20 protein-coding genes are annotated in these 20,526 nt (G+C 64.5%); 13 read left to right on the top strand and 7 right to left on the bottom strand.

All coding sequences use genetic code 11. The features are described from left to right. The first annotated feature begins 55 nt into the window (after positions 1-55). Entirely contained in the window at positions 56-2,152 is a 2,097-nt protein-coding gene (locus KSS90_RS20915; protein ID WP_217867108.1) for a hypothetical protein, read from the top strand. Positions 2,153-2,391: 239 nt separating this feature from the next. Continuing rightward, complete coding sequence (locus KSS90_RS20910; RefSeq protein WP_217867107.1) at positions 2,392-4,524, top strand: autotransporter outer membrane beta-barrel domain-containing protein; 2,133 nt, start codon at positions 2,392-2,394, stop codon at positions 4,522-4,524. Positions 4,525-4,539: 15 nt separating this feature from the next. Here the strand turns inward: KSS90_RS20910 and KSS90_RS20905 are convergent, their stop codons facing one another. Genes KSS90_RS20905 through KSS90_RS20895 form a run of 3 tightly spaced genes read right to left on the bottom strand, consistent with a single transcriptional unit; the run spans position 4,540 to position 7,095 of the window. After that, positions 4,540-5,589: an alkene reductase gene (locus KSS90_RS20905; protein ID WP_217867106.1), complete on the bottom strand. Its 1,050-nt coding sequence runs from the start codon at positions 5,587-5,589 to the stop codon at positions 4,540-4,542. Positions 5,590-5,609: 20 nt separating this feature from the next. Then, positions 5,610-6,779: an MFS transporter gene (locus KSS90_RS20900; protein WP_217867105.1), complete on the bottom strand. Its 1,170-nt coding sequence runs from the start codon at positions 6,777-6,779 to the stop codon at positions 5,610-5,612. 13 nt (positions 6,780-6,792) lie between these two features. Beyond that, positions 6,793-7,095 carry an ArsR/SmtB family transcription factor gene (locus KSS90_RS20895; protein ID WP_023628827.1) on the bottom strand — a complete coding sequence of 101 codons (303 nt, stop codon included), beginning with the start codon at positions 7,093-7,095 and terminating at the stop codon, positions 6,793-6,795. 151 nt (positions 7,096-7,246) lie between these two features. Here KSS90_RS20895 and KSS90_RS20890 point away from each other — a divergent pair, with 151 nt between their 5' ends. Beyond that, positions 7,247-7,825 (top strand): acyl carrier protein phosphodiesterase, encoded by a 579-nt coding sequence (locus KSS90_RS20890; RefSeq protein ID WP_217867104.1) that lies wholly within the window; start codon positions 7,247-7,249, stop codon positions 7,823-7,825. A gap of 16 nt (positions 7,826-7,841) precedes the next feature. Here the strand turns inward: KSS90_RS20890 and KSS90_RS20885 are convergent, their stop codons facing one another. Both KSS90_RS20885 and olsB read right to left on the bottom strand, forming a co-directional pair. Next, the gene (locus KSS90_RS20885) at positions 7,842-8,630 is read right to left on the bottom strand and encodes a lysophospholipid acyltransferase family protein (RefSeq protein ID WP_217867103.1); all 789 of its coding nucleotides are present in this window, start codon (positions 8,628-8,630) and stop codon (positions 7,842-7,844) included. Then, entirely contained in the window at positions 8,630-9,385 is a 756-nt protein-coding gene (gene olsB, locus KSS90_RS20880; protein ID WP_217867102.1) for an L-ornithine N(alpha)-acyltransferase, read from the bottom strand. The genes KSS90_RS20885 and olsB overlap by 1 nt, the downstream gene beginning before the upstream one ends. A 133-nt stretch (positions 9,386-9,518) precedes the next feature. On the opposite strand from olsB, the gene KSS90_RS20875 reads away from it, so the two are divergent. The 7 genes from KSS90_RS20875 (at position 9,519) to KSS90_RS20845 (ending at position 15,074) form a co-directional block, all read left to right on the top strand. Beyond that, positions 9,519-10,406 (top strand): acyl-CoA dehydrogenase middle domain-containing protein, encoded by an 888-nt coding sequence (locus KSS90_RS20875; protein WP_217867101.1) that lies wholly within the window; start codon positions 9,519-9,521, stop codon positions 10,404-10,406. A gap of 145 nt (positions 10,407-10,551) precedes the next feature. After that, on the top strand, positions 10,552-11,628 hold the full coding sequence (locus KSS90_RS20870) for a serine hydrolase domain-containing protein (protein ID WP_217867100.1): 1,077 nt from the start codon (positions 10,552-10,554) through the stop codon (positions 11,626-11,628). Further along, entirely contained in the window at positions 11,625-11,921 is a 297-nt protein-coding gene (locus KSS90_RS20865; RefSeq protein ID WP_217867099.1) for an amidase, read from the top strand. The genes KSS90_RS20870 and KSS90_RS20865 overlap by 4 nt, the downstream gene beginning before the upstream one ends. Positions 11,922-11,965: 44 nt before the next feature. Then, positions 11,966-12,547 (top strand): YceI family protein, encoded by a 582-nt coding sequence (locus tag KSS90_RS20860; RefSeq protein ID WP_217867098.1) that lies wholly within the window; start codon positions 11,966-11,968, stop codon positions 12,545-12,547. Between the two features lies 1 nt (position 12,548). Continuing rightward, entirely contained in the window at positions 12,549-13,706 is a 1,158-nt protein-coding gene (locus KSS90_RS20855; RefSeq protein WP_217867097.1) for a phospholipase D-like domain-containing protein, read from the top strand. Between the two features lie 74 nt (positions 13,707-13,780). Then, on the top strand, positions 13,781-14,359 hold the full coding sequence (locus tag KSS90_RS20850; RefSeq protein WP_217867096.1) for a DJ-1/PfpI family protein: 579 nt from the start codon (positions 13,781-13,783) through the stop codon (positions 14,357-14,359). A gap of 124 nt (positions 14,360-14,483) precedes the next feature. Then, positions 14,484-15,074 (top strand): GNAT family acetyltransferase, encoded by a 591-nt coding sequence (locus tag KSS90_RS20845; protein ID WP_217867095.1) that lies wholly within the window; start codon positions 14,484-14,486, stop codon positions 15,072-15,074. An 82-nt stretch (positions 15,075-15,156) separates the two neighbouring features. On the opposite strand, the gene KSS90_RS20840 is transcribed toward KSS90_RS20845, so the two are convergent. Continuing rightward, positions 15,157-16,680 (bottom strand): fumarate hydratase, encoded by a 1,524-nt coding sequence (locus KSS90_RS20840; protein WP_217867094.1) that lies wholly within the window; start codon positions 16,678-16,680, stop codon positions 15,157-15,159. Between the two features lie 326 nt (positions 16,681-17,006). On the opposite strand from KSS90_RS20840, the gene KSS90_RS20835 reads away from it, so the two are divergent. Continuing rightward, on the top strand, positions 17,007-17,927 hold the full coding sequence (locus KSS90_RS20835; protein ID WP_217867093.1) for an iron-sulfur-binding ferredoxin reductase: 921 nt from the start codon (positions 17,007-17,009) through the stop codon (positions 17,925-17,927). A 57-nt stretch (positions 17,928-17,984) separates the two neighbouring features. Here KSS90_RS20835 and pyk read toward each other — a convergent pair whose 3' ends face one another. Then, complete coding sequence (gene pyk / locus KSS90_RS20830) at positions 17,985-19,439, bottom strand: pyruvate kinase (protein WP_023631128.1); 1,455 nt, start codon at positions 19,437-19,439, stop codon at positions 17,985-17,987. Between the two features lie 180 nt (positions 19,440-19,619). Here pyk and KSS90_RS20825 point away from each other — a divergent pair, with 180 nt between their 5' ends. Beyond that, positions 19,620-20,006: a tetratricopeptide repeat protein gene (locus tag KSS90_RS20825; protein ID WP_217867092.1), complete on the top strand. Its 387-nt coding sequence runs from the start codon at positions 19,620-19,622 to the stop codon at positions 20,004-20,006. Positions 20,007-20,129: 123 nt separating this feature from the next. Continuing rightward, positions 20,130-20,489, top strand: a complete 360-nt coding sequence (locus KSS90_RS20820; protein ID WP_217867091.1) for a PilZ domain-containing protein — start codon at positions 20,130-20,132, stop codon at positions 20,487-20,489. Positions 20,490-20,526: the final 37 nt, after the last annotated feature.

Here is a 20,526-nt window from a genome sequence, read left to right as displayed (position 1 = left end):
GCAACACCCTTGGCGCGCATCCGCTCGCCAAGGGCACTACCAGGGAGACAATGCCATGTCCGCAGAACTGCCGCGCAATCGCGCCGTTGTCGGTGAACACGCCGTGCCACTACCCGAACCTGTGATCCCTGCGGCGTTCGAAGGAACGGGGATTGGCTGGCGCTTGCTGGAGGATGAACAGTCACCACTGAAGGTTCAGGTGCTGGCGATCCACATGCAACCGAACGACTTTGTCACGTTGTACTGGAACGACGAGGAAATAGAACGCAGGACGGTCAGCCCGTCGGTGATCAGGCGTGTGCGCAAGGCACAGGCGGCTGGCATCGAAACCAGCACCTATATCGATTTCGAGGTGCCGCCGTCGAAGATTCCCGACGGTGCTGGCGAGGTCTGGTACAAGTGGGAAGACGATATCGGTAGCCAGGAAGAAGACTCGTTAAAGCTTGATGTCATGGTCAAGCGTAGCCTGCCCGGCGGTGTCGACCCCGATCCCAGCACCCCCTTCAACGACAACCTGGATAAGCCGGGAGGCATCCCGCCTTTCATCGATGCTGACCAGGCTGCCAAGGAGGTGGAGGCCATCATCATGGGTGGCTACCTCAACCGTGGGCCGTACGATCGCTACGAGCTCCAATGGCATGGCGAATCCATCAAGGGGACGGTGCCTCCAGGCTCGGATGATTTCACTGTCACGGTCGGCAAGGACATCATCGAAAAGGTCGGCAGTGTCGAAAAGCTGATCGTGCGCTATGAGATTCGCGACGAGGTCAACAACCGCTCGCTGTGGTCGCCAGAGGCCAACGCCGAGGTGGATCTTTCCGAACGTACCCTGGCCGCGCCGGTGGCCTTGGATGCCGACGAGGACGGCGACATCGATTTCAACGCCCTGCAGGGTGCGTCGCTCAAGGTCAGGATTGAACCTTACCGCGATATTGAAGACGGCGATCAGCTGAAGCTGACCTGGACGGGTATCAATGCCAACCAGGAGCGCCTGGACCCTGTAGACAAACGCCATACCGTGACCGTGCAGGAAGTCACCGACGGCATTGAGCTTGAGTTGGACAATGGCTTGGCGGTCGCTGCATTGCAAGGTGGCGCGCTGTTGGAGTACCAGGTCAACGACCAGCTGGGGCGCAAGTCGCTGGTACTGGAAATCACTATCTCGGGCAACCTTGAGCTCGACGCCCCCAGCGTGGATGAAGCCAGTGGCGGGGTGCTCGACCCGCATGATGTGCCGGACGACGGCGTAACCATTCGCATCGCTGCCTACGCGCATATGGCCGTGGGTGACGAAGTGTCGTTGTGGTGGAAAGGCACTGCTGCGGATGGCGCGACTCACGACCATGAATGGACTTTGCCCGTGGAGCGCGTCGGCGATATCGAGCACCTCGTCGAGAAGGATCTGGTGCTTGAGTTGGTGGGTGGGACGCTCGAGTTGTTCTACACGCTGACCGCTGAGGGGGGCGCAGAGTCCGAGTCTGCCCGGTGCGAACTGGTGGTGCCGGTCGACTTGCGACGCCCTGCGGTGGAGAAGGCCTTCGGGGACAACAACGACCAGCTCGATTTCCATCGGGATTTCGCCGATGCGTCGCATGTGAACGTTACGGTTCCACGGTACTCCGGCATGGCGGTTGGCGACAAGGTCGCAGTGGTCTGGACCGGCCCGAACTTCCCCTACCAAATGCCGTGGCAAGAGATCAAAGCTCCTGGGGATGTGGTGTTCAAGTTGCCACGGGTGGTGTTGCTGGATGCGATCGGAAAAACGGTGGAAGTCAAGTACCTCGTCGAGCGTGGTGGTAAGCCGCCCGAGGCACCGTCGGAGGCCCTGGCGTTGACTGTGCTTGCCCAGAAGCTCGAGCTTCCGGCCCCCGGATACCTGTCCTCCGGGGGAGACAATCCAAAGTTCAGCCTCAGCTATCCCAGTATCAAGGAGGGGGACAAAGTCATGATCCGCTGGGAGGTGGATCCGGCAATTGAGCCCACCCTGCGCGAGTCCACTCTCGATGTGTACAAGGACGGGCGATCCTTCCTGGTCAAGGTGGATCCGACCTGGCCCCAGGCCGACAGACGCAAGACGGTGTTCGGCAGTTACTCCATCGAAGTGGGCGGCTCAAGGTTGTATTCCCAGGTGCGGTCATTCAAACCCGACTGATATCAATTGCGACGGCGCTGTGCTGGGCCCAGGTAAGAGGGATCAGTGTTTACCGGCGGCAAAGCAAGAATTCTCCTACACAAGTTTTTACCTTTTTTGTCGAGACTGCGGCCAATTGGCTACAGCTTGGTGGCTGATTTCAACCTTTCGGTAGTACGGGTTAGAGACGAGGGCGGGAGAACAATATGAAGGCAAAGCATGCAAGGGTACCTCTGAATATCGCGGTCGGATTGGTGGCGATGGCAAGCGCCGGCGTGGTCGGGGCGACGCAGATCATCGACAACCGCTCCGACGTGGTCAGCGGCGCGGTGGCGGACGACTTTATCGTGCAGAACCGTGGCACTTTGGAAGTCACGGCCACGGGGAGTACGGAGGGCATCGATGTGCGCAGCCGTTCGACCCTCATCGTCAATGCCGGGACAGTGGCCGGTGGCGGCACCCAGGTAGGGATCGCCCTGTCTGATCAGAGCAAGGCGACCCTGGTCGACACGACCGTTACCGGAGGAACCTTCGGCGTGTCCGGCAATACCGAGTCGCGCATGCAGGTGCAAGGCGGCACCATCATTGGCAACAATGGTGCGTCGTTCACGGGGGGCAGTACCCTGAGCCTGTCCGGTGCGGCCCTTACCGGCAGGACCGGGGTCGGTGCCTTCATGCTCGGTGCCACACTGAACGCGTCGCAAGGCTCGGCCATTACCGGACAGACCCAGGGGGTGCAATTGCGCCAGGGCACCACGGCCACTGGCGGTGGTGACTCGGGCATGACCCTGGACGGCTCGACCGTAGAAGGCAAGACGGGGAGCGCCATCCTCGTGCGCGATTCCGCGGATGGCAACACAGGCACGGTAAACATCCTCGTGGGCAATAACAGCCAGCTCATCGGCGGCAATGGCAACATCCTCGAGGTCACCCGTGGCATGACCGCCGAGTTCACGGCAGACAACAGCCGGTTGTCCGGGGACGTGGTTGTCGACGATACCAGTACGGCCAATCTGCTGTTTCGCAATGGGGCGTCGCTCAAGGGCAATCTGGTGAACGTAAAGAGCCTGACGCTTGAGAGCGGCGGTAGCTGGATCCTGACCCAGGATGCGCAGGTGGGCGACCTCGCGCTGGACGACGGCACCGTCGATTTCACCGACCGGGATACCACGCCCGGTTTCAAGACGCTGACGCTCGACAGTCTCGAGGGTTCGGGCGTGTTCGTGATGGGCATCGACCTGGCCAGTGGCACCGGCGACCTGCTGAAAGTGACTGGCGCGGCAGAGGGCAATCATCAACTGAGCATTGCCAGCACCGGTGTCGACCCGGCGGAGGGGCAGGCGCCGCACCGCATCGTCGAGACCGCTGGCGGTGATGCCACGTTTGGCCTGTTGCACGATATCGATTTCGGAACCTTCCTCTACACCTTGGAAAAAGGCGACGGCGAGGACAACTGGTACCTGAAGCAGAAGCCTGGCAACGTGCTGACCCCAAGCGCTCATGCGGTGCTGGGCATGTTCAGCGCCGCGCCGACCGTGTGGTATGGCGAGCTGTCGTCGCTGCGCAGCCGCATGGGCGAACTGCGCCTGGGCCTGGGCCAGGGCTTGTGGATGCGCGGCTATGGCAACCGTTACAACCTGTCGGCGGGCAGCACCGTGGCCTACCAGCAGGACCAGAACGGTGTGAGCTTCGGCGCCGATGGCACATTGCCTGGTTACGATGGTCGTTGGTTGCTCGGGGTGATGGGCGGCTATAGCGAGTCGGACCTGGATTACAGCCTTGGCTCTTCCGGCAAGATCAAAAGCTACTATGTCGGCGCCTACAGCACCTGGATGGCCGACAGTGGTTACTACATCGACGCCGTGCTCAAGTACAACCGCTTCCGTAACCGCAACGATGTGGTGATGAGCGATGGTCGCAAGACCAAGGGCGAGTATCACAACGACGGCCTCGGGGCCTCGGTTGAGGTTGGTCGGCACTTCAAACTGGGCGATGGCTGGTATGTCGAGCCGTTCACCCAGCTGTCCGCTTTGTGGGTCGATGGCGACAGCTACACCTTGGACAACGGCCTGCGGGCCGAGAGCGATGGCGCCAACTCGGTGCTCGGCAAGGTCGGTGCGCAGGTTGGGCGCAGCCTGGCGCTGGATAACGGCAGCACGCTGCAACCTTACCTGAAGGTCGCGGCGGCCCATGAGTTCATCAACAGCAACAAGGTGAAGATCAACGACAACCATTTCACCAACGACCTCTCCGGCACCCGTGGCGAGGTGGCCGTGGGGCTGGTGGCGCAGGTCTCGCAAGTGCTGCAGTTGCATGGCGAGTTCCAGTACAGCAACGGCGAGCATATCGAGCAGCCGTACGGGGTCAACCTGGGTTTGCGCTACAACTTCTGATCGCCTTGCAAGCCCCTACATCCGCGGGTAATCGATATACCCAACCGGCCCTTTGGCATAGAACGTCTCCGCACGCGGCGCATTGAGCGGTGCATCGGCGGCCAGGCGCGCCGGCAGATCGGGGTTGGCGATGAAGGGGATGCCGAAGGCCACCGCATCGGCCTTGCCGCTGGCCAGAGCGGCATTGGCGCTGGCCTTGTCGAAGCGCTCGTTGACGATGTAGGGGCCGCCGAACGCGGTCTTGATCAACGTGCCGATGCTGTCATCGGCGTGCTTCTCCCGCGCGCAGATGAACGCGATACCGCGCTTGCCCAGCTCCCGGGCGACATAGGTGAAGGTTTCGGTACGGTCGGCGTCGCCCATGTCGTGGGCATCGGCGCGTGGCGCCAGGTGTACGCCCACACGGCCCGGGCCCCACACCTCGATGGCGGCATCGGTGACTTCCAGCAGCAGCCGCGCGCGATTTTCCAGTGAGCCGCCATAGCGGTCGGTGCGCTGGTTGGTGCTGCTCTGTAGAAACTGGTCGAGCAGGTAGCCATTGGCGCCATGGATTTCCACGCCGTCGAAGCCGGCGGCCTTGGCGTTCTCGGCGCCGCTGCGGTAGGCCTCGACGATGTCGGCGATCTCCTCGGTTTCCAGCGCCCGCGGGGTTGGGTAGGCACTGAGCGGACGCACCAGGCTGACATGGCCTTTGGGCTGGATCGCGCTGGGCGCCACCGGCAGCTCGCCGTTGAGGTACGAGGGGTGGGAGATGCGTCCGACGTGCCACAGCTGCAGAAAGATGCGCCCGCCCGCGCCGTGAATGGCCTTGGTCACGTTGTGCCAGCCACGTACCTGCTGGTCGTTCCAGATCCCGGGGGTATCGGGGTAGCCGACACCCATTGGCGTGACCGAGGTCGCTTCGCTGAGGATCAGGCCGGCGCTGGCGCGTTGCACGTAATACTCGGCCATCAGCGCGTTGGGCACGCGGCCATCGTCGGCGCGGCAGCGGGTCAGCGGGGCCATGATGATGCGGTTGGGCAGTTCCAGGTCGCCCAGCGTGATCGGGTCGAAGAGCGTAGTCATGTGCAAAAGCCTCGCTTGGATCAGTGGGATGCCGCGGCCAATTCGGTGTCGCTGCCGCGCTGGTTGAAGGTGATCAAGGTGACGATCAGCGCCAGCACTGCCAGCGCCGCCGCGGCCAGTGGCACGCGGGTCAGGCCCAGGCCGTGGGCGATGACGCTGCCGCCGACCCAGGCGCCGAGCGCGTTGCCCAGGTTGAAGGCGCCGATGTTGAGGGTCGAGACCAGGTTCGGTGCGGCCTTGCCGTAGGTCACCACATTGACCTGCAGCGCCGGCACGGCGGCGAAGGCAGCGGTGGCCCAGAGGAACAGGGTGATCTCGGCCGGCACCAGTGCGACGCTGGTCCAGCTCAGGGCGGTGCTGATCACGGCCATGGCGGCGAACACCCCCATCAAGGTGGCGCCCAGGCGCCGGTCGGCCAGCTTGCCGCCGAGGATATTGCCCAAGGTCAGGCCCAGTCCGATCAGCAGCAAGGTCCAGGTCACGCCACGGGGCGAGACGCCGGTCACGTCGCCGAGCAGCGGCGCGACGTAGGTGAACAGGGCGAACATCGAGGCCGAGAACAGTACGGTCATGCTCAGCGACAGCCAGATGCCGGCTCCCTTGAGCGCGGCCAGTTCGGCGCGCAGGTTCACGCTCTGCGCTTCACGTTGCAGGGGCAGGAAACGGATCAGGCCGATCAGCGCAACCACGCCGATGGCAGTAACCGCCCAGAACGTCGAGCGCCAACCGGCGACCTGGCCCAGGGCGGTACCCAATGGCACGCCGAGCACGTTGGCCAGGGTCAGGCCGGTGAACATCAGCGCTACCGCCGAGGCGCGACGGTTGGCTGGCACCAGGCTGGCCGCCACCACCGAGCCGATGCCGAAGAAGGCGCCGTGGCACAGCGCGGTGACTACCCGGGCGAACATCAGCAGGTCGTAGTCGGCGGCTACCGCGCACAGCAGATTGCCGACGATGAACACGCCCATCAGCGTCACCAGCGCGGCCTTGCGTGGCAGGCGGGCGGTGGCCAGGGCCATGAACGGCGCGCCGATGGCCACGCCCAGGGCGTAGCCGGTCACCAGCCAGCCGGCGCCGGGAATGCTGACGCCAAGGTCCTGGGCCACATCGGGCAAAAGGCCCATGATGACGAACTCGGTGGTGCCGATGGCGAAGGCGCTGAGCGCCAGGATCACGAGTGAAAGGGGCATTGCAAGGTCCTTGTCAGAGCTCTTGGCTCATTTGCTCGAGGAACGCCTTGATGGTCGCCTCGTTGCGTTTGAAGAAATGCCACTGGCCTATCTTCTGGCTGCTGATCAGGCCGGCGCGCTGCAGGGTCGCCAGATGGGCGGAGACCGTCGACTGCGACAGGCCGCAGCGTTGATCGATTTGCCCGGCACATACACCGTGCTCGGTGCTGTGGTGCTGCTCGGGAAACTGCGCGGCCGGGTCTTTCAGCCAGTTGAGGATGTCTCGCCGGACCGGGTGGGCCAGGGCTTTTATTATTTCGTCGAGATCGAGGGGCATGGTTGGCTCGTGGTGTGTAGCGGTATATCGCGATGGGGCGAAATATAAATCGCTGCATCGCGATATACAAATATGAAAGGGTTATGAGGCAAGCGCCATTCGCTATATCGCCTTGTGACGATATAGGCTGCAACGCTGCTAGACTGGCGCCATGAACTATCTCGCGCATCTACACCTCGGCGGCCCTGCGCCGCAGCAACAGCTCGGCAGCCTGTATGGCGATTTCGTCAAGGGCGCGCTCGAGGGGCGTTTTCCACCGTTGTTGGAGGCTTCGATCCGGCTGCATCGGCACATCGACAGCTACACCGACAGCCACCCGCTGGTGCTGGCTGCGCTGGCGCGTTTTCCACGGGAAAGGCGACGCTTCGCCGGGATCGTCCTGGATGTGTTCTTCGACCATTGCCTGGCGCGGCATTGGGGCGAATATGCCGAGCGGCCCTTGGCGCAGTTCACCGGCGACTTCTACAAGGTGCTGCTGGCCGAACCGGAGCTACCGGGCCGGCTGGCTCGGATTGCGCCGTTCATGGCGGCGGACGATTGGCTGGGCGCCTATGGCGACTTCGCCACCCTGGAGCAGGTGTTTGGCGGAATTGCCCGGCGCCTGTCGCGGCCCGAGGGAATGGATGGGGTGATGGGAGAGTTGGAGCGGCTGTATGAGCCTTTGCTGGCGGACTTTCGCGAGTTCTATCCGCAGTTGCAGGCATTTGCCCAGGCACAGCGATCGTCTTGAGTCCGCAATCGCGGACTCAGGCTGCCCGAGCCTGTCGCCTCGGTGCCACCTCGACGTTCTTTGCCCCGAACAGCGTCAGATGGACCGCTTGTTGCGCTTCGAAAGCCAGTACCGCTCGTTCCTTGCCCGTGCTGTCGATCGGCGGCAACAGGTGGATCAGCACTTGCCCGCGATCCTGCCCGAACAGCCGCACCAAGTGGGAAACCAGGTCGTCCTCGCCAATGAATGGCGCGATCGGATCGGTTTGGCCTGCGCGTAGGTACTGGATTGCCACCGGCTGCACCGGCGTGTTCTGGTCGATCGCTCCGGCCAGCAGGCGCCCATGGAAGGTGCGTAGGGTCCGACCGTCCGTGGTGGTGCCTTCAGGGAAGATCAACAGGGGGCGTCGCTCGCCCAATTGTTCGCTGATCTGCTCGCGCAGGCGTTGACCATCGCCACCGCCACGGCGGATGAACAAGGTACCGGCTTTCTCGGCCAGCCAGCCGGCCACCGGCCAGTGGCGGACCTCGGCCTTGGACAGGAACGACAAGGGCGTAAGCATGCCGAGCAGCGGGATGTCGGTCCACGACACATGGTTGCAGACCCACAGCATTGGCCGCTGCGGCAGTTCACCCATGACCTTGACGTCGAAGGGCAGAGCGGCGACCAGGTGGCCCATGAACATCCGTGTCCAACGCTGTCGGCGGTCGCTCGAGGCGTTCAGGCCCAGACGCTCGCCCAAGGCGATGACACTGGCCATGGCCAGCCCCAACGCCAGCACCAGGAACAGCCGCAGCAGGCGGGCGCCGGCCCGTAGCCGCCGCATCAAACCGCTGCCTTGAAGTGGCGAGCGTAGCGCGGGCAGAGGTCGTCGCGCTTGAGCAGGATGAATACGTCGGCGACCTGGAAATCCTCGTCCCAGCATGGCTCGCCGCAGATCTTCGCGCCCAGGCGCATGTAGGCCTTGAGCAGTGGCGGCATCTCGGCGATGACGTTGTTCGGCAGCGCCAGATTGGGCAGCGGATTCTTCGGTTCGGCACGCAGGTGCTCGGTACACAGGTAGCGTTCGCGCAGGCGCTGCATGATCGCGTGGGCCTGTACGCCGCCGTCCTGCATGGGGATGCTGGCGCAGCCCATCAGGTAGCTGTAGCGGCCTTCGTTGAGCACTTCGGCCAGCTCGCTCCAGAGCACGGCGATGGTGCCGCCGTTGCGGTAGGCCGGGTCGACGCAGGTGCGGCCCAGTTCGAGGATCGGGCCCTGCAACTGCAACAGGCCGTGCAGGCTGAACTCCTCTTCGCTGTAGAAGCGGCCCAGGCTGCTGGCGGCCTGGTGGTCGAGCAGGCGGGTGGTGGCGACCAGTTGGCCGGTGGCCAGGTCGCGCACGCCGATGTGGCGGCAGTGGATGTCGTAGTCGTCCATGTCCAGGCCGTGTTCGGCGCCCTTGAGCTTGGCCTTGAATTCGCCGCTGAACACCTTGAAACGCAGGGCTTGTGCTTCCTGCAGGGCCGCGGCGCCGACCAGGCGTTCGGCTTGCAGACGGCGTTCAGTGCAGTTGTCGCCAGAGCGAGCGATCCGAGTCATCGTGAGTCTCCATAAGCCAGCCAAAGGGTTGCGGCCGGTCGGCTTTGTTGTGCAAAGTCAGCCTAGGTACGCCCGGTGTCACCCCTGTGAATCTTTGGTGATGCTTGCGTGACACCCCTGAAAGGAGCTTGCGATGACTTGGTTGCAACGACTCAACGACCCCCTGCGCCAGCCGCTGGTGACGACTTTGGGTGAAACCTACGCGGCGCTGCTCGAGCGCCTGGGCGCGGTGGCACCGTTCGAGCTGGCGGTACTCGGCGGGCGCGCCATGGCCACGCCCGGACTGGCCTTCCTGCTCGGCTACCAGGCGGCGCTGCGGGTGCTGTGGCCGAGCGCGCCGGTCAGCCTGGGCGCGCTGTGCGCCACCGAACGGCGCAGTGTGCGCCCGGCGGACATGCGCACCCGCCTCGATGGTTTGCGTTTGACCGGCAGCAAGGACTTCGTCACCGCTGGGCTGGATGCGGAATGGCTGTTGGTGGCGGCGCGCAACGAAGCGCCGGGCGAGGCGCCGCAGTTGCAACTGGCGGTGGTTTATCCGGGGGAGCCCGGTGTAAGCCTGGAGGCCCTGCCGACCCTGCCGTTGATGCCCGAAGTCGGCCATGGCCGGCTGCTGCTCAAGGAAGCGGCGTGCGAATTGCTTGCCGGCGATGGTTGGGATGCCTATGTCAAACCCTTCCGTTCCCTCGAGGATCTTTATGTGCTTGCCGCGTTGCTGGCATGGTTGCACGGCGTCGCCCAGGAGTGCGCCTGGCCGCAGGACCTGCGTCTGCGGCTGATCGGGCTGCTGGCTGGTTGTGCCGAGGGCAGCCGACAATGCCCGGACAGCGTGGCTTGCCACTTGCTGCTGGGCGGCCTGTTTGCCCAGTTCCAGGGTTTGCGGGGTGAGATCGACCGGGCGTTGGCTGCGGGCCCGGATCACTGGGCGCAATTGTGGCAGCGCGACCAGGGTTTGCTGGCGCTGGCCGGCGTGGCCCGCGACAAGCGCCTGGCCAAGGCTTGGGCTGCCGCCGGATTGTCATGAAAGCCTGAGAGGCTGGTGGAATCTTTGAACCTGGGCCGCTGTGTGCGCCATCGCGACTGAAGCCGCTCCTACAGGTCATGCACAATCTCTGTAGGAGCGGCTTTAGCCGCGATGGGCTGCAAAGCAGCCCCTTGCAGGACTCTCCATGAAGGCAGTGATGCTTGCCCTGGCCATGACCACAGCCCCGGCCTTGGCCGAAGACTGGCCCTCGGCGCAGTGGCCAGTCGATAACGCCGTTATCAACTGGCAAGCCGTAGACACCTATGCCTTCGCGCCCCGCGATGTTGAGCGCGTCGGCATTCGCACCGATGCGCTGTTGATCATTCGCGACGGGCGCATTCTCCATGAACGCTATGCCGCGCCGACGAATGCCGACACGGCGCACCTGACCTGGTCGGTGAGCAAGAGCGTGCTGGCCACGGTCATGGGCGTGGCCTACAGCGAGGGGCGCTTCAAGCTCGATGATCCGGCCGCCCGCTACTATCCGGCGTTGCAGCGACATCCCGGGCTGCGCTTGGCCGACCTGCTGCATTGGGCCAGCGGCCTGGCCTGGCAGGAAGATTACGAGTACGCGCCGTTGAAGTCGTCGGTGGTGGCCATGCTCTACACCCGTGGCCGCACCGACATGGCCGCCTACGCGGCGGCCAGGCCCGCCGCCAGTGCGCCCGGCACGCAGTTCGTCTACTCCAGCGGCGACAGTAACCTGCTGGCCGCCAGCCTGCGCGGCATGCTCGCGCCTGAGCGCTATGCCGACTATCCCTGGCAAGCCCTGTTCACCCCGCTGGGGATCGACAGTGCGGTCTGGGAGCGTGATGGCGCGGGCACTTATGTGGGCTCCTCGTACCTCTATCTCAGTGCTCGCGATCTGGCGCGCATCGGCCTGCTGGTGCAGCGTGACGGGCGCTGGCGCGAACAACAGTTGCTGCCGGCCGAGTGGGTGGCGTTCAACCGCACCTTGTTCAGCGCCGCGCAGCCTGTGCCGGGCGAAGCCAACCCCGGTGGCCACTGGTGGCTCAACCAGCCATTGCCCGGGCAGGCGGTGCCGTGGCCGGATGCACCGACGGATACGTTCGCCGCACTCGGCCACTGGGGCCAGGCGCTCTATGTGCTGCCCGCGCAAAAGCTGGTGATCGTGCGCTATGCCGATGACCGCGATGGCAGCTTCAGCCACAACGAACTGCTCAAGCGGGTGCTGGCCGCGGTGGTTGGGCAGGGCGCATGAAGCGGGTCGTGCTCCTGTTGATGCTGGCCGTGGCGGCCTGGGTCTGGCACGAGCGCCAGGCGTTGGCCGACTTCCCGGGCATTCTTTCGGCCTACTCGGCGAAGGAATACTGCTCGTGCCGGTTTGTCATGGGTTTTGCTGAGGACTATTGCCGAGGCTATGTGCAGCAGTACCTGCCCTTGGGCCTGCTGGAAGAGGACGGCACCCGACGACTGGTCACCGCCGAGGGCCTTGGTCGGCGCAACCAGGCGGCCTGGCAGGGCGACCGCGAAGGCTGCCGCTTGCTGCCGTGAAACCGTGCGGGTAAGGTTGACGGCCTTGATTCACAGGATTTCACATGTTCAAGCCGCCCCGCCTGCTGCCCGCCCTCCTGCTCGCCCTGTGCCTGCCCGCCCACGCCAACTGGCACCTGGATGGCGAATCCTCGCGCCTGTCCTTCGTCACCGGCAAGAATGGCAATATCGCCGAGGTCAATCGTTTCCTGGTGCTGCATGGCAAGGTCGATCGCAAGGGCGCAGCCGAAGTCAGCATCGAGATGGACTCGATCAGCAGCGGCATCCCGCTGCGTGACGAGCGCATGCGCGATGGCCTGTTCGCCTTCGAGCAGTTCCCCGAGGCCACGGTGCAGGCGCAGATCGACCTGCGCCCGATCAACGACCTGGCCAACGGCGCGCAGCTGGAGCTGCGCTTGCCGGTGAGCGTGACCCTGCACGGCCAGACTCGCAGCTACAACACCCTGCTGCTGGCCACGCGCCTTGACGAGCGGCGTTTCCAGGTGGTGACGCTGGAACCGCTGATCCTGCGCGCCTCGGAATTCGGCCTGCTGCCGGGCCTGGAAAACCTGCGCAAGCTGGCCGGGCTCAAGTCGATCAACCCCTCGGTGCCGGTGAGCGCGGTGCTGATCTTCACCGCCCGTTGACATGCCGGGGCCGGTCTTCCCCTGGCGGGATGGCAATCAGTTCGAACTGTTGATCGACGGCCCCGAGTTCTTTCCGCGCATGCTCCTGGCGATCGTGCGCGCCGAGTTCCAGGTCGACCTGGAGCTTTACCTGGTCGAGGCAGGGGCCTGCGCCGAGGCGGTGGTCGATGCCCTGGAGCAGGCGGCGCGACGGGGCGTGCGGGTGCGTTGCCTGTTCGACGACTACGGTTCGCTGGCCTTTACCACGTCGTTGCGCGAGCGCCTGCTGGCGGCAGGTGTCCAGCTGCGCTGGTACAACCGTCTGCGCTGGCGCCGTGGCTTGCGCAACCTCTATCGCGATCATCGCAAGCTGTTGCTGGTGGACGAGCGCTGGGCGGTGGTCGGCGGCACCGGGGTCACCGACGAGTTCTGGACACCCGAAGCCGACACCAGCGAGTGGCACGAAGTGATGGTGCGCATGGAGGGGCCGATCGTCACCGACTGGCAACTCTTGTTCGACCGCCAGTGGCACGCCAACCAGCGCCGTACCGCCTGGCGCCCGCCAGAGGGCTTCGGCCTGCCGCGCCTGCCCCAGGTGCCGGCGCAGGGCCAGGGCATGGGCCGGGTGGCCTATGCCGACGCCCGCCAGCACAAGGACATCCTGCATGCGCTGGTGCGCGCGCTGAACAGTGGCCAGCGGCGCATCTGGCTGGCCACGCCGTACTTTTTACCGACCTTCAGTGTGCGGCGTTCGCTGCGCCGGGCCGCGCAGAAGGGCATCGATGTGCGCCTGCTGCTCACCGGCCCGCGTACCGATCACCCGGCGGTGCGCTACGCGGGCCATCGCTATTACCCAAGGCTGCTGCGCGCCGGGGTGCGGATCTTCGAATATCAGCCATGCTTCCTGCACCTGAAGATGGTGCTGGTGGACGAGTGGGTCAGCGTCGGCTCTTGCAACTTCGACCACTGGAACCTGCGCTTCAACCTCGAGGCCAACGTCGAGGCCATCGACCCGCCGCTGAGTGCTGCCGTGGCCGCCAGCTTCGAGCGCGATTTCGCCCAGAGCCTGGAGGTCGACCTGGCGCGCTGGCATGCCCGGCCATTGTGGCGGCGGGTGCAACAGCGCCTGTGGGGCTGGCTGGACCGGCTGGTGGCCAATCTGCTGGATCGCCGCGACTAGCGACGTGTATCGCCGTCACGCAAAGCAGACTATCGTGCTGGAACTGTTCCCAGACAACCGATGGAGTGGATGCGATGACGGCGAAGAAGATTCTTATGCTGGTGGGCGACTATGTGGAGGACTACGAAGTAATGGTGCCGTTCCAGGCCCTGGCCATGGTCGGCCATACCGTCCATGCCGTGTGCCCGGAGAAGATCGCCGGGCAGACGGTGCGCACGGCGATCCACGATTTCGAGGGCGAGCAGACCTACAGCGAGAAGCCGGGGCACAACTTCGCCCTCAACTACGACTTCGTCCAGGTGCGCGCCGAAAGTTACGACGCGTTGTTGATCCCCGGTGGCCGCGCCCCGGAGTACCTGCGCCTGAACGACAGAGTGCTGGAGCTGGTCAAGGCCTTCGACCAGGCTGGCAAGCCCATCGCGGCGGTGTGCCATGGAGCCCAGTTGCTGGCGGCGGCTGGAGTGCTGGAAGGACGCGAATGCAGCGCCTACCCCGCGTGTGCGCCGGAAGTACGCCTGGCGGGTGGTAAGTTCATCGATATCGCGGTAGATCAAGCGCATGTTGACGGCAACCTGGTCACGGCGCCGGCATGGCCTGCGCATCCGGCGTGGCTGGCGGCGTTTTTGAAAGTGCTGGGAACCCGTATCTCCTGACTGACAGGGTTCACCTGTAGGAGCGGTCATGGAGAAATACCTGTCGCGCAGGGGAAAGGCCGCAGGGCAGGGTGGATGCTAGGGTGGGCCTCAGTCATGGCCATCGACAGGAGGACCGCCCCGCATGGAAATACGTTTGCTCCATGGCGCCGCCATAGCGCCTTACATCGATGACCTCGCGCGCTTGCGTCTGACGCTGTTTCGCGAGTTTCCCTATCTCCTGGACAGCACCCTGAGTCACCAGGCCGATTACCTGGCCAGCTACGCCGAATCCGGGCGCAGCCTGGTGGTGCTGGCGCTAGACGGCAGCCAGGTGGTGGGCGCCGCCACCGGCATGCCGTTGGTGGATGTCGATTCCGAGCTGCAGCAACCGTTTCTCGCCCAGGGGCGCGACCCGGCCTCGGTCTACTACTTCGGCGAGTCGGTGCTTTTGCCGGCGTACCGTGGGCAGGGACTTGGCGTACGCTTCTTCATCGAGCGCGAGTCCTATGCGCACAAGCTGGCCGAGTTCGATGCCTGTGCGTTTTGTGCGGTGGAGCGCCCCTCTGGGCACCCGCGGCGCCCGGCGGACTATAAGCCACTGCAGGGGTTCTGGCGCAACCGCGGCTTTCTGCATGAGCCTTCGCTGCGTACCGCCTACCATTGGCGTGATCTCGACGAGCAGGCGCAGTCGGCCAAGATCATGTCGTTCTGGCTCAAGGCGCTGCCCGCATGATCTTTCCTGAGTCGCTCAAGCGAGCGCCGTAAACGAAAACGCCCGGCGTGGGCCGGGCGTTCCGTTGACGGCGAGCGGTGCTTTACTTCACTTCCACCGCCAGGCTTTCGGCGATCTTGCTCTGCCACAGCGCAGGGCCGGTGATATGCACCGATTCACCCTTGCTGTCCACCGCGACGGTGACCGGCATGTCCTTCACTTCGAACTCGTAGATCGCTTCCATGCCCAGCTCGGCAAAGGCCAGGACCTTCGACTTGCGGATGGCCTGGGCCACCAGGTAGGCGGCGCCGCCGACGGCCATCAGGTACACGGCCTTGTTGTCCTTGATCGCTTCGATGGCGGTCGGGCCACGTTCGGACTTGCCGATCATGCCCAAGAGGCCGGTCTGCTCGAGGATCTGCCGGGTGAACTTGTCCATCCGCGTGGCGGTGGTCGGGCCCGCTGGGCCGACTACTTCGTCACCGACCGGGTCGACCGGGCCGACGTAGTAGATGAAGCGACCTTTGAGGTCGACCGGCAGCTCTTCACCACGGTTGAGCATTTCGACCATGCGCTTGTGCGCGGCATCGCGGCCGGTGAGCATCTTGCCGTTGAGCAGGATGGTCTCGCCTGGCTGCCAGCTGGCGACTTCTTCCGGGGTGATCTCGTCGAGGTTCACGCGGCGGGCGCTCGGGCCGGCTTCCCAGACGATTTCCGGGTAGGCGTCCAGCGACGGCGCTTCCAGCTCGGCCGGGCCGGAGCCGTCGAGCACGAAGTGGGCGTGACGGGTGGCGGCGCAGTTGGGGATCATGCACACCGGCAAGGAGGCGGCGTGGGTCGGGTAGTCCATGATCTTGACGTCGAGCACGGTGGTCAGGCCGCCCAGGCCCTGGGCGCCGATGCCCAGCTGGTTGACCTTGTCGAACAGCTCCAGGCGGATCTCTTCGAGGCGGTTCTGCGGGCCACGGGCTTTCAGCTCATGGATGTCGATGGATTCCATCAACACTTCCTTGGCCATCACCGCGGCCTTCTCGGCGGTGCCGCCGATGCCGATGCCAAGCATGCCAGGCGGGCACCAGCCAGCGCCCATGGTCGGGACGGTCTTGAGCACCCAGTCGACGATCGAGTCGGACGGGTTGAGCATGGCCATCTTCGACTTGTTTTCCGAACCGCCGCCCTTGGCCGCGACATCCACCTCGACCTTGTCGCCTGGGACGATCGAGTAGTGGATAACGGCTGGGGTGTTGTCCTTGGTGTTCTTGCGTGCACCGGCCGGGTCGGCCAGGATCGAGGCGCGCAGGACGTTCTCGGGCAGGTTGTAGGCGCGGCGCACACCTTCGTTGATCATGTCGTCGACGCTCAGGGTGGCGCCGTCCCAGCGCACGTCCATGCCGACGCGCACGAACACGGTGACGATGCCGGTGTCCTGGCAGATCGGGCGGTGGCCGGTGGCGCACATGCGCGAGTTGATCAGGATCTGGGCGATCGAGTCACGCGCGGCAGGCGACTCTTCACGCAGGTAGGCCTCGTGCATCGCCTGGATGAAGTCGACGGGGTGGTAGTACGAGATGAATTGCAGGGCGTCGGCGACGCTCTGAATCAGGTCGTCTTGCTTGATCACGGTCATGCAGCGCGCTCCTCTTAAAGACGGGAACATTCGTAAAGGCATTCCGACAGTGCATACCTGTATGTCAGGAACGCCTGGCAAGGCGCCGGCTGGTCGGGCCGGCACAAAAAAGGCGCGGCAGTATACCGTGCCCCGCCTGCGGAAACACCTGCACGTGGTCTGGACCAAGGTCGGCAGGGAAGGGGCATCCTTTTTGCTGATGACATGCGATGCTGTTGTATCGGGAGCGTTTCGCCGGCAATGCACAGCCCCTGTGGGAGCCGGCTTGCCGGCGATGGGGCGCAAAGCGCCCCCGGAAAATCTTGAATCGAATGAGAAACCTGACCATGCCCGAACTTTACGTGGGCGAGCGCCAATGGGCAGTGCCAAGCGGCAGCAATCTGCTCGATGCCCTCAACGAGGCAGGCTTGAATGTGCCCTATAGCTGCCGCGCTGGCAGTTGCCACGCCTGCCTGGTGCGTTGCCTCGATGGCCAGCCCCTGGATGCCAAGCCAGAGGCCCTGAGCGCCGCCCAGCACGACGAGGGCTGGCGCCTGGCCTGCCAGTGCTCGGTGGCCGGCGACCTGCAGGTGGCGTTATTCGACCCGCTGCACGATGGCCTGCCGGCCAGTGTGGTTGCCCTGGACTGGTTCGGCGACGTGCTGCGCCTGCGCCTGCGCCCAGGCCGGCCGCTGCGCTACCAGGCTGGACAGCACCTGGTGCTGTGGTGTGGCGACGTGGCCCGCCCCTACTCGCTGGCGAGCCTGCCGGGAGAGGATGAGGCGCTGGAGTTTCACCTGGATTGCAGCCGCCCCGGCGCGTTTTGCGACCGGGCCCGGCAGTTGCACGTAGGCCATGCGTTGAGGCTGGGCGAGCTGCGCGGCGGGGCGCTGCACTACGACCCTGACTGGCAGGCGCGGCCTTTGTGGCTGCTGGCGGCGGGCACCGGGCTGGCACCTTTGTGGGGCATTCTGCGCGAGGCGCTGCGCCAGGGGCATCAGGGCGAGATTCGGCTGCTGCATGTGGCGCGCTCGCCAGCCGGGCACTACCTGGCCGAGGCGTTGCAGGCGCTGGAAGGGGTGAAGGTGGAGTTGGTGCTGGCCGAGCAGTTGGATGAGGCGCTGGCCGGTTTGCGCCTGGCGTCGCGCCAGACCATGGCATTGCTGTGCGGGGCGCCGGGGAGTGTCGAACGCTTCGCGCGTCGACTGTTCATTGCCGGGGTGCCGCGGAATCAGGTGTTGGCGGATGTTTTCACTGAACACGCCTGAGGCCTGAACCCATCGCGGGGCAAGTCGGGTCGCCCCGCGATGGCTTTTGCTGGCAGATCAGCCGACCAGCGGATCACCGACATGCAGGATCTTCATGCCGTTGGTGCCACCGATGGTGTGGTAGCTGTCACCCTTGGTCAGGATGACCCAGTCGCCTTGCTCGACCAGGCCGCGCTTGAGCAGCTCGTCGACCGCCGCCTGGCTGACCTTGTCGGCCGGCAGCGAAGCCGGGTCGAAGGCGATCGGGTAGACGCCGCGGAACATGTTGGCACGGGCCTGGGTGGCGCGGTGCGGCGACAGGGCGAAGATCGGCACGTGCGAACGCAGGCGCGACATGATCAGCGGGGTATAGCCACTTTCGGTGAGGGCGATGATCGCCTTGACGCCGGGGAAGTGGTTGGCGGTATACATGGCCGCCAGGGCGATGCTCTCGTCGCAGCGTTCGAAGGTGGTGTGCAGGCGGTGGCTGGACTTCTGGCTGGTCGGGTGTTTCTCGGCGCCCGAGCAGATGCGGGCCATGGCCTGGACCGCCTCGATCGGGTAGCTGCCGGCGGCGCTCTCGGCCGAGAGCATCACCGCGTCGGTGTTGTCGAGCACGGCGTTGGCCACGTCGGACACTTCGGCGCGGGTCGGCATCGGGTTCTGGATCATCGACTCCATCATCTGGGTCGCCACGATCACCGCCTTGTTGTTGCGGCGGGCGTGCTGGATGATCTTCTTCTGGATCGCGATCAGCTCGGCGTCGCCGATTTCCACGCCCAGGTCGCCACGGGCGACCATGACGGCGTCGGAAGCGAGGATCAGCTGGTCGAGGGTCTCGTCGTCGGCCACTGCTTCGGCGCGTTCGATCTTGGCCACCAGCCAGGCGCTGCCGCCGGCTTCGTCACGCAGCTTGCGCGCGTATTCCATGTCACTGGCGTCACGCGGGAACGATACGGCCAGGTAGTCCAGGTCCATTTCCGCGGCCAGCTTGATGTCGGCCTTGTCTTTTTCGGTCAGGGCCGGCGCGGTCAGGCCGCCACCTTTGCGGTTGATGCCTTTGTGGTCCGACAGCGGGCCACCGATGATCACCACGCAGTGCAGGGCATCGGCAGTGGCGGTCTCGACGCGCATGACCACGCGGCCATCGTCGAGCAGCAGTTCGTCACCGACGCCGCAGTCCTTGACCAGGTCGGGGTAGTCGATGCCGACGATGTCCTGGTTGCCTTCGGTGAGCGGGTGGGCGGTGGAGAAGGTGAACTTGTCACCGACTTTCAGTTCGATGCGCTTGTTGGCGAACTTGGCGATGCGGATCTTCGGACCCTGCAGGTCGCCCAGCAGTGCGACGTGGCGGCCGTTCTTGGCGGCGATGTCGCGGATCAGGCGGGCGCGGGCCTTGTGCTCGTCCGGGGTGCCGTGGGAGAAGTTCAAGCGTGCCACGTCCAGGCCGGCGAGGATCAGCTGCTCGATCACTTCCGGCGAATTGCTGGCGGGGCCAAGGGTGGCGACGATTTTGGTACGGCGGATGGTCATGCACAGACTCCTATAGTGAAGCGCAGCGAAAGGCTACTCCTCAATTACGCTGTAGTCATTGTTCCGATGCACTACCGGCACACGAAGACGAGTTGCGTTTGAACGGCGGGGGTATGCTTGCAAAAGCCTGTGAAGATTTGTCGTGAAAGGCCGATACACTGCCATCAAAGGAGAATTCCCATGCGCACCCTGATCGTTTTGACCATGGCGGCCAGTGTCGTCGGCTGCACCCGCTGGTCCATGGACCACCACCTGAACAACGCCTATCGCGCCTACGACCGTGGCGATTGCGCAAAGGTGATGCTGGAGCTGTCGCAGGTCGACCGTACCAGCCGCGCCCGTCCGTTCATTCACCCGGAAGTGTCGCTGCTGCGCGGGCAGTGCTTGGAGCGCCAGAAACTCTACGTCGATGCGGCGCAGACCTACCAGTACCTGATCCAACAGTACCCGCGCAACGAGTACGCCTACCGCGCCCAGGCACGCCTGCAAACGCTGGAGAAGCTCGGGCACTTGCGTGGCAGCGAAGCAGCGGTGGCCAGCCCGGTGAGCACTACACCTTGGCGTTAATCCCAAGGTCTCGATGATTTCATGTAGTCCGTCCGTCGGACTGGACTAATCTGTTAGAGAGTTGTAACGATCATCGCCAGTACCTTGTATTCCTGGCTCCGGGTACAGGACTTCACTGCGATCATGTTTATCGAGCGACACATACAACGCCATCAGCTGCCTTGCGTGCTCAAGGTCTTCAACCGCTGCACCGATCAGCAGATCGGCTATCTGGGCAACGCGTCGGAGGACGGCCTGATGCTGATCAGCCAGTTACCGGTGCTGGTGGGGCCGGACTTCGAGCTGCAACTGCGGGTTCCCCTGGCCGGCGGTGGACTGCAGTTCATAAACCTGACCGGCAGTTGCCTATGGTGCCGCGAAGATGAGACCCCAGGGCATTTCGATGCCGGTTTCATGCTGCTGCAGGCACCCCAGGAATACGATGACTTCGTCCGCTCTCTGCGCGACTTCTTCAGCTTCCGGCCCATGAACGCCTCTGTGTGAGGCTGGCCCAGCCCGCGCAGGTGCCGTTAGACTCTGG

The sequence above is a fragment of the Pseudomonas maumuensis genome (assembly GCF_019139675.1).
GTDB classification, from domain to species: Bacteria; Pseudomonadota; Gammaproteobacteria; order Pseudomonadales; family Pseudomonadaceae; genus Aquipseudomonas; species Aquipseudomonas maumuensis.
Note: the sequence above shows the minus strand (reverse complement) of the source record. Positions and strands in the feature narration are given on the sequence as shown.

What these genes read in the sequence shown, in the direction of transcription:
- KSS90_RS20845 (WP_217867095.1), top strand. Translation starts at nt 14,484, where the DNA reads ATGGAAATACGTTTGCTCCATGGCGCCGCCATAGCGCCTTACATCGAT.
- KSS90_RS20900 (WP_217867105.1), bottom strand. Translation starts at nt 6,779, where the DNA reads ATGCCCCTTTCACTCGTGATCCTGGCGCTCAGCGCCTTCGCCATCGGC.
- KSS90_RS20865 (WP_217867099.1), top strand. Translation starts at nt 11,625, where the DNA reads ATGAAGCGGGTCGTGCTCCTGTTGATGCTGGCCGTGGCGGCCTGGGTC.
- KSS90_RS20840 (WP_217867094.1), bottom strand. Translation starts at nt 16,680, where the DNA reads ATGACCGTGATCAAGCAAGACGACCTGATTCAGAGCGTCGCCGACGCC.
- KSS90_RS20910 (WP_217867107.1), top strand. Translation starts at nt 2,392, where the DNA reads ATGGCAAGCGCCGGCGTGGTCGGGGCGACGCAGATCATCGACAACCGC.
- pyk (WP_023631128.1), bottom strand. Translation starts at nt 19,439, where the DNA reads ATGACCATCCGCCGTACCAAAATCGTCGCCACCCTTGGCCCCGCCAGC.
- KSS90_RS20860 (WP_217867098.1), top strand. Translation starts at nt 11,966, where the DNA reads ATGTTCAAGCCGCCCCGCCTGCTGCCCGCCCTCCTGCTCGCCCTGTGC.
- KSS90_RS20825 (WP_217867092.1), top strand. Translation starts at nt 19,620, where the DNA reads ATGCGCACCCTGATCGTTTTGACCATGGCGGCCAGTGTCGTCGGCTGC.
- KSS90_RS20835 (WP_217867093.1), top strand. Translation starts at nt 17,007, where the DNA reads ATGCCCGAACTTTACGTGGGCGAGCGCCAATGGGCAGTGCCAAGCGGC.
- KSS90_RS20895 (WP_023628827.1), bottom strand. Translation starts at nt 7,095, where the DNA reads ATGCCCCTCGATCTCGACGAAATAATAAAAGCCCTGGCCCACCCGGTC.
- KSS90_RS20875 (WP_217867101.1), top strand. Translation starts at nt 9,519, where the DNA reads ATGACTTGGTTGCAACGACTCAACGACCCCCTGCGCCAGCCGCTGGTG.
- KSS90_RS20915 (WP_217867108.1), top strand. Translation starts at nt 56, where the DNA reads ATGTCCGCAGAACTGCCGCGCAATCGCGCCGTTGTCGGTGAACACGCC.
- KSS90_RS20885 (WP_217867103.1), bottom strand. Translation starts at nt 8,630, where the DNA reads ATGCGGCGGCTACGGGCCGGCGCCCGCCTGCTGCGGCTGTTCCTGGTG.
- KSS90_RS20855 (WP_217867097.1), top strand. Translation starts at nt 12,549, where the DNA reads ATGCCGGGGCCGGTCTTCCCCTGGCGGGATGGCAATCAGTTCGAACTG.
- KSS90_RS20870 (WP_217867100.1), top strand. Translation starts at nt 10,552, where the DNA reads ATGAAGGCAGTGATGCTTGCCCTGGCCATGACCACAGCCCCGGCCTTG.
- KSS90_RS20820 (WP_217867091.1), top strand. Translation starts at nt 20,130, where the DNA reads ATGTTTATCGAGCGACACATACAACGCCATCAGCTGCCTTGCGTGCTC.
- KSS90_RS20890 (WP_217867104.1), top strand. Translation starts at nt 7,247, where the DNA reads ATGAACTATCTCGCGCATCTACACCTCGGCGGCCCTGCGCCGCAGCAA.
- KSS90_RS20850 (WP_217867096.1), top strand. Translation starts at nt 13,781, where the DNA reads ATGACGGCGAAGAAGATTCTTATGCTGGTGGGCGACTATGTGGAGGAC.
- KSS90_RS20905 (WP_217867106.1), bottom strand. Translation starts at nt 5,589, where the DNA reads ATGACTACGCTCTTCGACCCGATCACGCTGGGCGACCTGGAACTGCCC.
- olsB (WP_217867102.1), bottom strand. Translation starts at nt 9,385, where the DNA reads ATGACTCGGATCGCTCGCTCTGGCGACAACTGCACTGAACGCCGTCTG.